General features: G+C 34.4%; 15 protein-coding genes and 2 pseudogenes. 10 read left to right on the top strand and 7 right to left on the bottom strand.

What is annotated here, in order from left to right; translation table 11 throughout:
- Positions 1–387: pseudogene (locus ACPYKA_RS12320) on the top strand (NAD(P)/FAD-dependent oxidoreductase); the annotation flags it as partial.
- A 42-nt stretch (positions 388–429) separates the two neighbouring features.
- On the opposite strand, the gene ACPYKA_RS12315 reads toward ACPYKA_RS12320, so the two are convergent.
- From ACPYKA_RS12315 to htpG, 4 genes are all read right to left on the bottom strand, one after another.
- Positions 430–1119 (bottom strand): LrgB family protein, encoded by a 690-nt coding sequence (locus ACPYKA_RS12315; protein WP_479542561.1) that lies wholly within the window; start codon positions 1117–1119, stop codon positions 430–432.
- On the bottom strand, positions 1112–1480 hold the full coding sequence (locus tag ACPYKA_RS12310; RefSeq protein ID WP_479542560.1) for a CidA/LrgA family protein: 369 nt from the start codon (positions 1478–1480) through the stop codon (positions 1112–1114). The genes ACPYKA_RS12315 and ACPYKA_RS12310 overlap by 8 nt, the downstream gene beginning before the upstream one ends.
- A 27-nt stretch (positions 1481–1507) precedes the next feature.
- Positions 1508–2107, bottom strand: a complete 600-nt coding sequence (locus ACPYKA_RS12305) for an SAM-dependent methyltransferase (protein WP_479542559.1) — start codon at positions 2105–2107, stop codon at positions 1508–1510.
- Positions 2108–2396: 289 nt separating this feature from the next.
- The gene (htpG, locus tag ACPYKA_RS12300; RefSeq protein WP_479542558.1) at positions 2397–4277 is read right to left on the bottom strand and encodes a molecular chaperone HtpG; all 1881 of its coding nucleotides are present in this window, start codon (positions 4275–4277) and stop codon (positions 2397–2399) included.
- Positions 4278–4499: 222 nt separating this feature from the next.
- Here htpG and ACPYKA_RS12295 point away from each other — a divergent pair, with 222 nt between their 5' ends.
- Positions 4500–4955: an Hsp20/alpha crystallin family protein gene (locus ACPYKA_RS12295; RefSeq protein WP_479542557.1), complete on the top strand. Its 456-nt coding sequence runs from the start codon at positions 4500–4502 to the stop codon at positions 4953–4955.
- 114 nt (positions 4956–5069) lie between these two features.
- On the opposite strand, the gene ACPYKA_RS12290 is transcribed toward ACPYKA_RS12295, so the two are convergent.
- Positions 5070–6425 (bottom strand): YjiH family protein, encoded by a 1356-nt coding sequence (locus ACPYKA_RS12290; protein ID WP_479542556.1) that lies wholly within the window; start codon positions 6423–6425, stop codon positions 5070–5072.
- Between the two features lie 303 nt (positions 6426–6728).
- On the opposite strand from ACPYKA_RS12290, the gene ACPYKA_RS12285 reads away from it, so the two are divergent.
- The 7 genes from ACPYKA_RS12285 to ACPYKA_RS12255 all read left to right on the top strand — a co-directional run bounded on the left by ACPYKA_RS12285 (position 6729) and on the right by ACPYKA_RS12255 (position 11743).
- Positions 6729–6887: a hypothetical protein gene (locus tag ACPYKA_RS12285; protein WP_479542555.1), complete on the top strand. Its 159-nt coding sequence runs from the start codon at positions 6729–6731 to the stop codon at positions 6885–6887.
- A gap of 131 nt (positions 6888–7018) precedes the next feature.
- The gene (locus tag ACPYKA_RS12280; RefSeq protein ID WP_479542554.1) at positions 7019–7612 is read left to right on the top strand and encodes an SCO family protein; all 594 of its coding nucleotides are present in this window, start codon (positions 7019–7021) and stop codon (positions 7610–7612) included.
- A gap of 33 nt (positions 7613–7645) precedes the next feature.
- Complete coding sequence (locus ACPYKA_RS12275) at positions 7646–8044, top strand: FixH family protein (protein ID WP_479542553.1); 399 nt, start codon at positions 7646–7648, stop codon at positions 8042–8044.
- Between the two features lie 252 nt (positions 8045–8296).
- On the top strand, positions 8297–9565 hold the full coding sequence (locus tag ACPYKA_RS12270; protein ID WP_479542552.1) for a right-handed parallel beta-helix repeat-containing protein: 1269 nt from the start codon (positions 8297–8299) through the stop codon (positions 9563–9565).
- Positions 9562–10164 carry a nitrous oxide reductase accessory protein NosL gene (locus ACPYKA_RS12265; RefSeq protein WP_479542551.1) on the top strand — a complete coding sequence of 201 codons (603 nt, stop codon included), beginning with the start codon at positions 9562–9564 and terminating at the stop codon, positions 10162–10164. The genes ACPYKA_RS12270 and ACPYKA_RS12265 overlap by 4 nt, the downstream gene beginning before the upstream one ends.
- Before the next feature lie 18 nt (positions 10165–10182).
- Positions 10183–11019: an ABC transporter permease gene (locus tag ACPYKA_RS12260; RefSeq protein WP_479542550.1), complete on the top strand. Its 837-nt coding sequence runs from the start codon at positions 10183–10185 to the stop codon at positions 11017–11019.
- Entirely contained in the window at positions 11006–11743 is a 738-nt protein-coding gene (locus ACPYKA_RS12255; protein WP_479542549.1) for an ABC transporter ATP-binding protein, read from the top strand. The genes ACPYKA_RS12260 and ACPYKA_RS12255 overlap by 14 nt, the downstream gene beginning before the upstream one ends.
- Here the strand turns inward: ACPYKA_RS12255 and ACPYKA_RS12250 are convergent.
- Together ACPYKA_RS12250 and ACPYKA_RS12245 are read right to left on the bottom strand one after the other, a co-directional pair.
- On the bottom strand, positions 11729–12382 hold the full coding sequence (locus tag ACPYKA_RS12250) for a response regulator (protein ID WP_479542548.1): 654 nt from the start codon (positions 12380–12382) through the stop codon (positions 11729–11731). The two genes, ACPYKA_RS12255 and ACPYKA_RS12250, sit on opposite strands and share 15 nt — an antisense overlap.
- 5 nt (positions 12383–12387) lie before the next feature.
- Positions 12388–13221 carry a sensor histidine kinase gene (locus ACPYKA_RS12245; RefSeq protein WP_479542547.1) on the bottom strand — a complete coding sequence of 278 codons (834 nt, stop codon included), beginning with the start codon at positions 13219–13221 and terminating at the stop codon, positions 12388–12390.
- 427 nt (positions 13222–13648) lie between these two features.
- Between ACPYKA_RS12245 and ACPYKA_RS12240 the strand changes: the two are divergent.
- A pseudogene (locus ACPYKA_RS12240) lies at positions 13649–14197 on the top strand (hypothetical protein); the annotation flags it as partial.

The following is a 14197-nucleotide window of genomic DNA, read 5'->3' as shown; positions in this document are numbered from 1 at the left end:
GATGTAACAATTTGGACGGCAGGAGTTCAACCACACCGTATAGTAAGAGAATTACCTTTTCAAAAAGATAATCAAAATAAAATTGTTGTCAATAAATTTTTCCAAGTGCCGGGAAATGAAAATATTTATGTAATTGGTGATAATGCTTCTTCGCATTATTCGCCTAGTGGACAATTGGCTGGCCAACAAGGAGAGCAAGTTGCAGTTATTCTAGAAGATATTTTAGATGGAAAACAGCCAAAAGAACCAAAAGAAATAAGGCTACGAGGAACATTAGGATCTTTAGGTAAATCGGATGGATTTGGAAGCATGTTCTCCCAATCCCTAACTGGACTTCTTCCACGTCTTACGAAATCTGGAGTACTTTGGTTGCAAAAACGTCACTAAAGACAGAAAAAACAACTGGTATGAAGCGATGCCAGTTGTTTTTTATATGAAAAGTGAACTGATAAATGGCGTAATGATAGAAACAAACACTGCACTCAATATCATCGCAATCGTACTAATGGATCCCTCCAATTGGCTATTTTCCAACGCTTTAGCTGTTCCAATCGCGTGTGAAGCAGATCCTAATCCGACACCACGACCGACTGGATTTGTTAACCGAAAAACGTTAAATACATATGTACCGAACATAGCCCCCGATATCCCCGCTATCATCACAAAAACTGCTGCTAACGAGTCAATCCCACCTAAAGAAGCACTAATATCCATAGCAACAGGTGTTGTAACTGATTTTGGTGTAATCGAGTATATCATCTCTTTATTAAAGCCGAGAATCTTGGTCAAAAAAGCACCAGTTATTACTCCAATAAATGATCCAACGACAGTACCAACTAGCAAAGGAGCTAACAGTTTTTTTAATATCTTCCGGTTTTCGTAAAGAGGATAAGCCAAAGCGACTACAGCCGGCCCTAAAAATGCATTGATCCATTCTCCACCAATCATATATGTGTCATAAGATATATTAAAAATAATTAGAAAAATAATGATGACAAACGTAGCGACAGCAACTGGTAGTAATAAAGGCGTGTATATTCTTTTATACAGCCATTTAGCAAATAAATAAGCGATAATTGTACCAATGATAACGAGAGCAACGATTATAAAATCATTCATTACTAATGTCCCTTTCCTTAGCAAGCATTTGACTCGTTACTCCAGAACCCAACATAACAAATAATGTACTGACCACTGTTATCACGATTAGAAAAATTCCTTTTCCTTTAAATAAATCATAGTAATTTAACAGGCCAACTGTAGCCGGAATAAAAAAAAGCACAAGGTGATTAACCATGAATCTTGCTCCTTTTTCAATCCAATTTGCTTTTAATATCCCTGTTGTTAATAAAATAAACATCAATACAAGCCCAATGACACTACCAGGGATAAATAAATTAAAATATTGCTGGATCCATGCACCGATTGAATAAACAGCAAACAATATCCCGATCTGAATAACTAGCTTAGCAAAGTTCAACAATTATTTCACCGACTCTCAAAAAACTCAAAATGCACGATAAATGACAAATTTTCCATATTTCCCGTGATCACCAGGAACTTTGATTTTATTAATCATTTCAAAAGGAGTACTTAAGCGCAGAAATTCCTTAAATTCTGGAAGTGGATAATACAAAATCAGCTCCACTGTCCTCCGATTTCTTTTAACTGACTTCAATATATTTCCAATAACACTTTTAAAAATTTTTAAGGAAAAAGGGTTAAAAAAGTAAAAACAATTATCTTCCCCATTAACTTCATACTGTTCAGCAAGAGCATACTCCAATGTTATAGGAGCTTTAATATGCTGTCTTTTTTTCCGATAAGTCCGTTTATTTTTTAGCGCTTCATCAAACGTTTTATAATTTGCTTCTACACCTGTGACAGGAATTTTAAATTGATTATGAACATAAAACGTTACTCTTCCTCGACCACAGCCAAAATCAACTAATCTGTCGTCCTCTTCAAACGTATAAACTTCGAACAGCTTATCCAATGCACGATATGGAGTTGCTTCATACCGGTTGTATGCAGCCGCTTTACTTCCCCATTCTCTTAATCCTACTGTTCTAATTTGTAATGTTCTGTCTAACTTTCTCTCTGCCAATGATGCTTTCTCCATTCCCAATTATTTTTTATTAAAAAAGCCCTCCCGCAAATGCGATAGGGTTCTGTTACACTATTAATCTATCATATTTTGAACAAAGTTTCATTTAATGTTAAATACTAGCAACTATTTCTGTTACATTATTTCCAAAATGTTGGTGAAACTTCTGTTTCAAATAATGTTCATAAATAGCTATTTTCTCCATAAGTGATGATAAAAAAATCCGAACCAATATTCCTGTTCGGATTTTTCCTATCACACACAAATTTTTGTCCCAGCCACTATAAAATCAAACCATTACTTTACAAATATCATTTGTAAACTCAACCGGGTCACCGATTGGCAAACCTTCAATAAGCATTGCTTGATTGTATAGAAGGTTTGTATATAGTTTTAATTTTTCTTCATCTTGTTCATAAGCATTTTTTAAAGCGTTGAAAACTTCATGGTTTGTATTAATTTCTAACACCTTATCCGCTTTAATCCCTTGTCCATCTGGCATCTGTTGCATGACTTTTTCCATTTCGATGGAAACTTCACCTTCCGTCGAGAAGCAGACTGGATGTGAACGAAGCCGTTTGGAAGCTTTTACTTCTTTTACTTTATCCGACAAGATTTCCTTCATTTTTTCAAATAACTCTTTATTAGCGGATGCTTCTTTTTCCGCTTCTTTCTTTTCTTCTTCCGACTCTAGACCAAGGTCACCGCTGGAAACATTTTTAAATTCTTTTTCTTTATAGTTCATCAGCATGCGGATAGCAAACTCATCTACATCCTCGGTAAAATATAAAATTTCATAGCCTTTTTCTGCAACCATTTCTGTTTGAGGAAGTTTTGCGATACGATCATTGGACTCTCCTGTAGCATAATAAATATATTTTTGGTCCTCAGGCATGCGAGATACATATTCAGCTAAGCTAACTAACTTTTCCTCCGTTGAAGAATAAAACATCAAAAGATCCTGAAGCACATCTTTATGTTGTCCAAAGTCACTGTATACGCCATATTTAAGCTGTCTGCCAAATACATTGTAAAATTCTACATATTTTTCACGATCGTTTTTTAGCATATTTTGTAACTCTGTCTTAATTTTTCTAGTTATATTTTTCTCAATCATTTTAAGCTGACGATCATGTTGTAACATTTCCCGAGAAATATTTAACGACAGATCCTCAGAATCAACCATTCCTTTAACGAAACTGAAATAGTCAGGTAAAAGATCTGCACATTTATTCATGATTAATACGCCATTCGAATAAAGTTCGAGTCCTTTTTCATATTCTTTAGAATAATAATCGAAAGGCATTGTTGCAGGGATATACAAAATCGCATGATAACGAATGGTGCCGTCTACACTTGTATGAATATGTTTTAGTGGTTTATCAAAACCATAATGTTTTTCCTGGTAAAAATTCTCGTAATCTTCGTCTGTTAATTCACTCTTATTTTTGCGCCAGATCGGAACCATGCTGTTGATCGTTTCTTCTTCCACATAATCGACATATTCTTCTTCGTTTTCTTCTTTCGGTTTACTTTTTGTAACATCCATTTTAATTGGATAACGAATGAAGTCAGAATACTTTTTGATAATTTCTTGTAAACGGAATTCTTCTAAAAAATCACTGAATTTTTCTTCTTCCGTATCCGCTTTTAACGTTAATGTAATTTCAGTACCAACTTCTGCTTTTTCTGCCGGTTGAATCGTATATCCTTCTGCACCTTCTGATTCCCATTTATAAGCTTGGTCACTTCCAAACGCCTTACTTACAACGGTTACTTTATCAGCTACCATAAACGCAGCATAAAACCCAACACCAAATTGACCGATAATATCAAAGTCTTCTTCCATCTCATTTTCGGCTTTAAACGCTAGGGAACCACTTCTTGCAATTGTTCCAAGATTTTCTTCCAATTCTTCTTGCGTCATTCCGATTCCTGTATCGAAAATGGTTAACGTATTGTTTTCTTTATTAGGTACTACTTTTATGTAGTAATCTTCACGATTAAAAGTAAGTGAGTCATCAGTTAACGTTTTATAGTAAATTTTGTCGATTGCATCACTAGCATTTGAAATTAATTCACGTAAAAACACTTCTTTTTGCGAATAAATAGAGTTAATCATCAAATCAAGTAATCGCTTTGATTCAGCTTGGAATTGCTTCTTCTCCATTGGGTATACTCCTCCTATTTTGAAATACTTTATCCATATATATTTTAAAATGAATGAGGGAAAATTCAACTGAAATGACTCTTTTGGATAATAGAGTAAAAAAAGTTTGCTAATCTCTCTAAAATGTCACTATTTTTTAATAAAAACCGTGTTTTATCAAGTTTATTTTATTATTAGTGTGGTAAAATAACTATGAATACTATTTTGAAAGGAGAATGTATTATGCAATCAATGAAACCATGGAACTCAAATGAACATCCGATCCAACGATTAAAAAATGAAGTTGACGGATTATTTTCACGTGTTTTTAATGATTCCTTTATACCGACTCCATCTTTTATGAATCAAGGCTTTACCCCAAAATGTAATATTGAAGAGAAAAAAGACCATTATTTAGTTGAAGTAGAAGTTCCGGGTGTTGATCCACAGGACATTCATATTGAACTAGAAGGAAATACAATGTCAATTAAAGGAGAGCGTAAACAGAAAACGGAATCAGAAGATGAGGAAAACAAAGTACACATGGTAGAACAAAGCTATGGTTCCTTTTACCGCTCATTTACGCTTCCTGACAACGTAAATGCTGATGAAATAATGGCTGAGAATAAAAACGGCATTTTGCTTATTAATCTACCAAAAAGTAAAGAGAGCAAACCGCGTAAAATTAATATTAAATAAGAAAACGTTAAGTCGGGGTCTTCCCACTTAACGTTTTTTATTTGATAAAATATGATCAATTCAATAAAAAACAAGAGAAAGACTCTGTAATCGTTTTTCTCTTGTAATCGTCTCTTAAAATATAATATGCGCAATTAATGCAATAATCGGTAATGTGATAAGCGTACGTAGAATAAATATGATAATTAAGTCTTTCATATTTAATGGTAGTTTTGACCCCAATAATAATGCGCCAACTTCGGACATATAAATCAATTGGGTAACCGATAAACAACCAATAACAAAACGTGTCATTTCACTTTCAATTCCACTTCCAAGTATCGCTGGTAAAAACATATCTGCAAACCCAACCACAACTGTCTGTGCTGCGGCTGTTGCTTCCGGAATTTGCAGTAGATTTAACAGTGGAATAAATGGGGCGCCAAGCCAGGCGAATATTGGCGTAAATTCTGCAATAATTGTAGCAATTGTTCCTATCGCCATGACAACCGGAACTACTTCTAGCCACATCGTTAAAACATTTTGTGTTCCACTTGTTAAAACAGGAGCAAACTTTGTCGTTTTTGCCCGTTCTGCAGCTTTTTCCATTCCCCATTTAAATAAGGAAACATTAGCTGGTATTACTTCTTCCTCATGGGGTTTTGCCTGTTCATAAAAGGTATCTGCTTTTTTAGATAGTGGTGGAATCCGCGGCATAATGATGGCAGCTGCAAGTCCAGCAATGATAATCGTTCCATAATACGGGATAAACATATGGGCTAAATCGAGTTTTAATAAAACAACGATCGTAAAATCAATCGATACAAGTGAAAACGTTGTCCCAATCACAGCGGCTTCCCGCTTCGTATAATAACCTTCTTCATATTGTTTGTTTGTTAACATGACCCCAATTGTTCCATCACCTAACCAGGAGACAAGACTATCAATTGATGAGCGTCCCGGTAATGTAAAAATAGGGCGCATTACTTTTTTCATGATTGTCCCAAACAATTCTAATAACCCAAAATCGAGTAATAAAGGCAAAACATATCCTGCAAAAAAGAAAATGGCCACTAGTGTTGTTAATAATCCAAATAAGATATTTCCGCCTGTATCATCTGACCATACCCATTCAGGCCCTAATTGAAATAAAGAAAGTAACCCAAATAAGGTTGCAAGCCCTCTCGTCGTTAAAGCAATTGGCCCAACGAAAAATACGGCTCTTAAAAAACTATTTTTTAAAATAGACGTCGGTTGGAAAACTTTTGTAAAAATGGCGCCAAAAAATGATATACATATGAGAATCACGGCTATAGCAGGCATTATTGTCCCTAAATGTTTTTCAATAAAATCCGTCCATAAAGCAACGACTAAAGTTACTTCACCATTTATTGATAAAGGAGTCGTTAATAAAAATACTCCTAATAGAGATGGGATAATAAATTTCAAATAATCTGTTATCGTATAAGTTCTTTCCTTCACTTGATTCAACTCCTAAAAAATAAAAAAGAGAAATAATTATTCATAAAACATCATAATTATTCAACCAACCTTAGAAATATTATCATCTTTATATATAAATTTCAAATCCTATTTTATCCATATACACATAAATGTACGGGCGATAATTCATACATAATAATAACTGTCACATATCTTTCATAGAAAATTCATGCTTACTTTGAGAAGTATTTGTGAAAATATGTTAATGTATGTGTTAGTTGTTATTGTCTAGGCTACTTTCAGGAGTGAAGACCAATAGAGCAGTCACAACGAGCAAGAGAAATTATTCAAATGAAGAAAAATGTTAAAATAACAGATGTAAGCAAAGAACTGAAAATGACGATTCATCGTGACTTAAAACGACTAGTAAAAATTGCACTTACGACGCACAGGACGTGCCCAACAATGCTCTTCGATGGGGTGAGCGAAAATGCAAATGCTCTTCGATAGGACGAGTAAGCGCGTTGCGGTCTTAGCCAGTAAGCGAATCAAGAAAGTTTTATTATATTTACTGTTAAAAAATGAAAGGGGCTCCTCATTGCTATGAATAGACTTTTTGAATATTTACGAGGAGGAATGACATGAAGAAATGGCATTTATTAATTGGAATGTCAATATTCATACTGTTTTTGAATGCTTGTAATAAACCTCCAATTGACACAAATATGTCAGAAAACGTTGCTGATTTTTCTTTCACAACTCAAGATAATGAAACACTAAGTTTAGATGACTTACATGGAAAGTGGTGGATCGCAGACTTCATCTTTACAAACTGCGAAACAGTCTGTTTACCAATGACAAGTAATTTATCCAAATTACAAAAAGAACTGGAAGATCAAGATTTACGTGTACAATTTGTTTCTTTTAGTGTTGATCCTGATTTCGATACACCTGAAGTTTTAAAAGAATATGGGGAACAATATGATGCAAATTTTAATACATGGAGCTTTTTAACGGGATATGATATGAAAACTATTAAAGAGTTATCCATTAAATCATTCCGTGCATATTTAAAAGAGCCAGAATATGGGGATGATCAAGTAATGCACGATACCCGCTTCTTCTTAGTAAATCCAGAAGGGGAAATCATAAAAGGGTATGACGGAATAAAAGCAGAGAGTATTGATGAAATTTTAGCCGATCTTAATAAACTAGAAAAGAAAGGACTTTTATAAGTTTTACTTACTATATCATAGGGGGTTGTTTACTTGAAAAGAATCACTTTTTTAATCATGACTGTTTTGGCAATTACACTTCTAACTGCATGTGGGGGAAACAAGGAAGAAACGGATGAAGTACTTCCACTCGAGGTCGACTTTATTGTACCTGAGTCAATAGAGGTTGGAGAAACAGTGGAACTAAAAGCAGAGGTTATGTATGGTGACGATATAGAAACAGATGCGGAAGTTAATTTTGAAGTTTGGGAATCTGGCGATGAAGATAACAGTGTTATGCTCGAAGCAGAAAATAATGGCGATGGGACATATACTGCAGAATATACATTTGAACATGATGGAGTATTTGAAATGTATGCACATACAGATGCTCAACATCTACACACAATGCCTAAAAAAGAAGTTACAGTTGGAAATGGCGAGGAACAATAAAATTTAATCAATAGAGGGTAAAAGCGATAACCAAATTAGGTTAGTCGCTTTTTTTATTTCATAAGTCGTTTGTTACAACTTAACAGCGTTCACCATAACGTCACAGTTCGTTACTAAAAATGACTTTTTTATAGCTCTTAAGAGTCATTTGTAAAAAAACTTCTTGTGATACCTTATATATAAGTGAATAATAAACGTTCGGGAAAGGGGGAGATTTTTATTAGAAGGGTTCCCGTAATTTTATGTTATAGTTTGTTATTATTCTTCGTATTCCCAACTAGCTTTAAAGCAGAGTCTCTTACAATTCAACAACAAATTGATGAAGCAAATCCTGGTGACACGATTCAATTAGATGCAGGGGTATATGTGGAAAATATAAATATTGATAAGCCGATACATCTTATTGGGGAAAAAGGCGTCATCATACAAAATGACTCACAACAACCAGCTATTTCAATCCAGGCTAGCAATATCGTTTTGGAGAACATCACTTTACAATATCAAACTACCGACAATGATTCACCAGCAATTTTAATCCAAGGAACAGATAATGAATTGAAAAACCTAGACATTGATACAAACAGCTATGGTATTCGCTTAGATCAAGCAGATAACAATGAGTTATCTGAAATAACGATCAATGGGAAAAAGGAGATACCGTTAAATAACCGTAACCATGGGATTGATGTCTGGAAATCAGATAATAATTTCATTCATAACACCCATATAACAGATGTTCAGGACGGCATTTATATTGAAAGTAGTAATCAAACAACTATTTATAATAATTATGTATCAAATTCGCGATATGGGTACCATTTGATGTTTACAGAAAACACATCGCTGGAACAAAATGAGTCGTATGAAAATATAAGTGGCATGATGGTTATGGGAACGGATGGAACAAAGGTCAAAAATAACATCATTAAATACAATCAAAAAAATGTTCAATCTTTAGGACTGTTATTATTCGATGTTAACGATGCAACTATTACCGAAAATGAAATAGCACATAATCGTATCGGAATATTCATTGAAGACTCTAGTAATAACAACCTATCATCCAATGCTGTACAGAGTAATTTTATTGGCATCCAATTTAAACGAGCCAAAAACAATACGATCACCCACAATGCTTTTACGGCGAATGTCGTTCAAGGGCAAGCTGAAGAAAGCGCTAATAATAATACGAATCGAAATTATTGGGGAGACCATCTTGGGTTAGATACAACTGGTGACAAAATTAGCAATTTGACCTATGAGATTGATCCATTTTACCTTCACTTAACAAATGAATATCCACCTTATCGTTTGTTATTTCATTCACCTGGCATGTTATTTCTCGAACAGTTATTACACACACCTGTTGATGAGCGGCTTGCCGATTTATCTCCACTGATGGAAAACCCTTTAGCCGGAGCTTCAACAAGGACGGGTAATCAAGCAGCAGTTTTATTATGTAGTTCAATTTTATTAGGTATGAGTATAACAATTATTTTAATGGGGGCAAGAAAACAATGAAAAAATTTAACTTTTTGTTTATCGTTTTAGCAATCTTTACTATTGTTTTAGCGGCATGTGGAAATGAAACTACTAATGATGCTACGAATAACTCGGAAGACTCAAATACGGATACGCAGGAAACAGAAGAGTTAGCATACGAACCTGAAGAAATTCATGATACAGATGTTTGTGATGTATGTGCAATGGCAGTCCCAAATAATGAGCATGCAACTCAAATTATTTTAACGAATGACAAAGCTTTAAAGTTTGATGATATAGGTTGTTTACACAAATGGAAAGAAGAAAATGGCACAGACGATATTGGTGCTGAATTTGTCCGTGACTTCAATACAGAAGAATGGTTACAAATAAAGAATTCAACATTTGTCTATGATGAAGAAATTGAAACCCCAATGGCGTATGGTGTTATTTCATTTAAGGAAAAAGCAGATGCAGAAGCTTTTATCGAGGAAGAGGGAAAAGGCGAAATTTTAGATGCGGAAGCACTTGCTAATCACCAGTGGAAAATGAATAAAGAAATGATGGATCATGGGGAACATGAAGAGCACGAAGATCATGAAGAGCACGAAGACCATGATGAACACACGGAAGAATAATACTAAGAAAGGAATGATGTGACGTTGCGCATCTTAACCGTAGCTCAAAGGGAAATTAAATTAGGTTTTAGAAACTCTTGGACCTATTCATTCTTAATTTTATTATCTATTTTTACCATTGGTATCTTCATGTTACATTCCGGTGTCGCAACGTCTGCAGTGTATACAGATATGACTGGAACGGTAATAAATATGATTTTATATTTATTACCGTTGATTACCCTTTTGTTGGGCGGCTTTTCCATTGCAGTAGAGAAAGAAGATGGACACTGGGGATTGCTTTCCACCTATCCACTTTCTACTTACAGTTTTTTATGGGGAAAATGGATTGGACTTACAGTCATTTTATTAACAATGCTATTTTTCAGTTTCGGACTCGCTGGTATCATTAGCGTAATCTTTAACCAAGCACTTACACTTTCAACCTTACTATTCTTTTGGATATTTTCTTCTATATTAGCACTTGTTTATTTAAGCATCGCACTATTAATCGGTTCATTTGCGAAAAATCGTTGGCAAGCACTTATTATCGGTATCGGAGTATGGTTTTTAACGGTTATTATATGGCCCTTATTAGTTATTGGAACACTTAGTCATTTGCCATCTTATAAACTAATCCAACCCATTTTGCAAGTGCTGACAATTCTGAATCCAGCTGAGTTTGTACGAGTCTTTTCAATTATGAGGTTAGGAGCAGGCTCTGCATTTGGTGCTGATTATGACATGTGGATCACTTGGGCAACGAGTGACTATGGGTTATTTATTTTCTTTAGCATTTTTATTTGCTGGATTATTGCAGCAATTTTTATTGGTGGGTTTATTTGGAGTAGGGGAGATAAGAATGAAGCAAAATGATGTAGCAATTGAACTAAATAATCTTTCAAAAAGTGTACGAAAAAAACAATTACTTGCACCTTTGACTTATCAATTAAAAAAGGGAAAAATCCTTGCATTATGTGGAGGAAACGGTGCGGGAAAAAGTACGTTAATTCGATTAATTATTGGTCTAATTAAACCAACGACTGGTACGGTAACGATTAATGGACTTAATCAACATAAACATAAAAAACACTTTTCAAAAGAATTCGGTTATATGCCTGACGACTTTCAATTCCAAAAGTCAATTACTGCAAAAGAGACGATCCGCTTCTATGCAAAACTGAAAAATATAAATGAGGTAAGGACAAGTGAAACTTTAGAAATAGTCGGCTTACTTGATAAACAGAAAGAAAAAGTAGGCACGTTTTCAAAAGGAATGAAACAACGGCTCTTACTCGCTCAAGCGCTCTTAGCTCATCCAAATATTTTAATTTTAGATGAGCCGACTAATGGATTAGACCCATACTGGATAAATGAATTTTCTAATCTTATGATAGAAGCTAAAAAGGCCGGACAAACGATTGTTTTTTCTACCCATGACCTTCATGTTGCAGAGAAAATTGCCGATGAAGTGATGTTTTTAAGTAATGGTGAAATCATTAGTAATGGGTCTATTCATGACTACCGTAATCTTGGTTTATATGAAACATTTCAACAACTCTATTTTAATGCAATAGAAGAAAAACTACGAGTCCCTTAAATAGCCGTGTTCGTAAGCATATTTGGCTAATTGTACACGGTTATTTAAGTGCAATTTTTGAAATAAATTTTTCAAATGGTTTTTAACCGTATACTCCGAAATTTCTAATCGAGTCGAAATTTCTTTATTCGTCAGTCCATTAGCAACTAATGTTAGGATCTCCCGTTCACGCGTTGATAAGCTATCTCTTTTATTCTCAGCTATCAAATGGTGGTTGGAAAACTCTTGTAATATCTGTTTTGCAATCGGTTTATCTATCTGCACATCATCATTCATGATCGCTTTTAAATAAGGAATCCACGAGTCATGCTCCACATGTTTTAATAAATATCCTTGGGCACCGTTCTTTATCGACTCAAACAAATCAACAATATCGTCGGAAACTGTCACCATGACGATTTTTACATATGGGTATTTACTTTTTATTAATCTAGTTGCCTCCATACCGTTAAGATCGGGTAAATTAATATCCATTAAAATTAAATCCGGCATGAACGCTTCGGTTTGTTCAACTGCCTCTTTTCCAGTCGTTGCCTCTCCTACAATATTGAATGTTTCTTCTTCATTCAATATTTCCTTCATTCCTTCTCTTGCCATTGGATGATCGTCCACAATCATTATTCTAACTGGATTTTCCATTTATATTAGGCTCCTTTTTTTGGCTTAAAAGTTAGGATCGTCATCGCTTCTTTTCGCTTTATTTTTAATTGCCAATTTATTTTAGCACAACGTTCCTGCATCATTTTAATACCGTAATGGTCTTCCTGAAGAACTTTTTCCAAATCAAAACCAATTCCGTCATCTTTAATGTTGATATAACGGTCTTTGTCAGTTATTTTTATATCGATAATAACCTTAGTCGCCTTCGCATGTTTTTGGACATTAACAAGCGCTTCACCAATGCAGGCTGTTAATTCCGTCTTTTCTTTATTTGATATTTCTTCATCATTTACTTCGTATAATGTTATCACTTCAAGATTTGATTCATTTTCAAGTTTTTTAATATGCTTATTTAATAATTCTTCACAAAGTAACTCATGTTTACTAGGAGGCTTTCTTAAATTTTCCAATCCAGACCGTACATAATGATGAATATCGATAATACTTTTATTTAGTGATGCTAACTTGGGCTTATCATCTTCAGCCACATCAAGTTTTTCGAGTTGCTTTACTTTAACGGATAATAAAAATAAAGATTGCGCCATCCCATCATGGAGATCATGTGCAATTCGTTCTCTTTCTTCTAAAACTGCTTTTTCCGCGCGTTCTATCCTTAATTGTTCCTGCATTCGCTCTAATTTTGTAAAAAAACGTGTTAATAGTGTTAATGTAACAAAAAGTACGATAAATGGTGTTAACCAGTTCCCTAAATCCATCGATATATATGGCAGTAAATATTCATGTCTTACATATTCCCACAAGCCTACCGTTACAGTTGGAATTAAAAGGATAAACCACTTTAACTGTTTATATGTCAATGTATTTTCTCTCCAAAGATATATTTTAGATTACGTAGATCCTTCCTTTATTACACCGTATAGTGAGATTAATTTCAATCTATTTACAGTAGAAAATGTTGAAATATGGAATAATCAAATGCTCGACTACTTCACAGAGGAATAGCGGGACTAAAGGATTATTTTTCCTGTAATAATTAGTAACGATTTTTAAAATATTTGTAGAACTTCTGTTATTGTATCGATTTTTATTTTCGCTATAGTAGAGTACAAGCAGAGAGGTCACTGCGAATATTTACAAAATTATTTGTAGATAAAAAAACAGGCCTTTTATTTATGAATCTATTGAAAAGGAGGGAGCAATACATTTTTGTCAAAAGCTATTCCCATTTAGCTTGTAAAAATGTTTAATTTAAAAAATTATCACAAAGAGGGAGCTTGATTATTCTTGGTAAAAAACTATAATCACGATAGGAAAAAGATGAATAAAAAAGTATTACCGTTTGTAATGTCAACTTCAATGCTAACAGCAGCATTTTTTGCAGCAGAACCATCTGTATTTGCAGATGAAATTGACAAAGAGCAAGAGTTTAAAAACCACGGACAAATGGTGTCACATTATGCAAAAACAATTCCTGGATCTCCCGATAAAGGAAAAATCATCAGTTCACATGCCAAAAAGAACTGGAATAAAGAAAGTTCTACTGATCAAGATCAAGACAGTGATGGAAACACAGATGAAGACGCAGATGACGAGCAACCTGCTGATGAGCCAGTGGACGAAGAGGAAAATGATGATGAAGACACTGATGATGAAAAACCGGCTGATGAAGCGGTAGATGAAGACGAAAATGCTGACGAAGACGTAGATGACGAGCAACCTGTAGATGAACCAGTGGACGAAGAGGAAAATGCTGACAAAGACGCAGATGATGAAAAACCGGCTGATGAAGCGGTAGATGAAGACGAAAATGCTGACGAAGACACAGATGATGAA

It is taken from the genome of Pseudogracilibacillus amylolyticus (SeqCode) (assembly GCF_051918545.1).
Classification (GTDB): Bacteria; Bacillota; Bacilli; order Bacillales; family Amphibacillaceae; genus Pseudogracilibacillus.
Note: the sequence above shows the minus strand (reverse complement) of the source record. Positions and strands in the feature narration are given on the sequence as shown.

Excerpts from the sequence above, each read along its gene's own strand:
- ACPYKA_RS12315 (WP_479542561.1), bottom strand. The coding sequence starts at position 1,119 with ATGAATGATTTTATAATCGTTGCTCTCGTTATCATTGGTACAATTATC.
- htpG (WP_479542558.1), bottom strand. The coding sequence starts at position 4,277 with ATGGAGAAGAAGCAATTCCAAGCTGAATCAAAGCGATTACTTGATTTG.
- ACPYKA_RS12295 (WP_479542557.1), top strand. The coding sequence starts at position 4,500 with ATGCAATCAATGAAACCATGGAACTCAAATGAACATCCGATCCAACGA.
- ACPYKA_RS12285 (WP_479542555.1), top strand. The coding sequence starts at position 6,729 with ATGAAGAAAAATGTTAAAATAACAGATGTAAGCAAAGAACTGAAAATG.
- ACPYKA_RS12280 (WP_479542554.1), top strand. The coding sequence starts at position 7,019 with ATGAAGAAATGGCATTTATTAATTGGAATGTCAATATTCATACTGTTT.
- ACPYKA_RS12265 (WP_479542551.1), top strand. The coding sequence starts at position 9,562 with ATGAAAAAATTTAACTTTTTGTTTATCGTTTTAGCAATCTTTACTATT.
- ACPYKA_RS12255 (WP_479542549.1), top strand. The coding sequence starts at position 11,006 with ATGAAGCAAAATGATGTAGCAATTGAACTAAATAATCTTTCAAAAAGT.
- ACPYKA_RS12250 (WP_479542548.1), bottom strand. The coding sequence starts at position 12,382 with ATGGAAAATCCAGTTAGAATAATGATTGTGGACGATCATCCAATGGCA.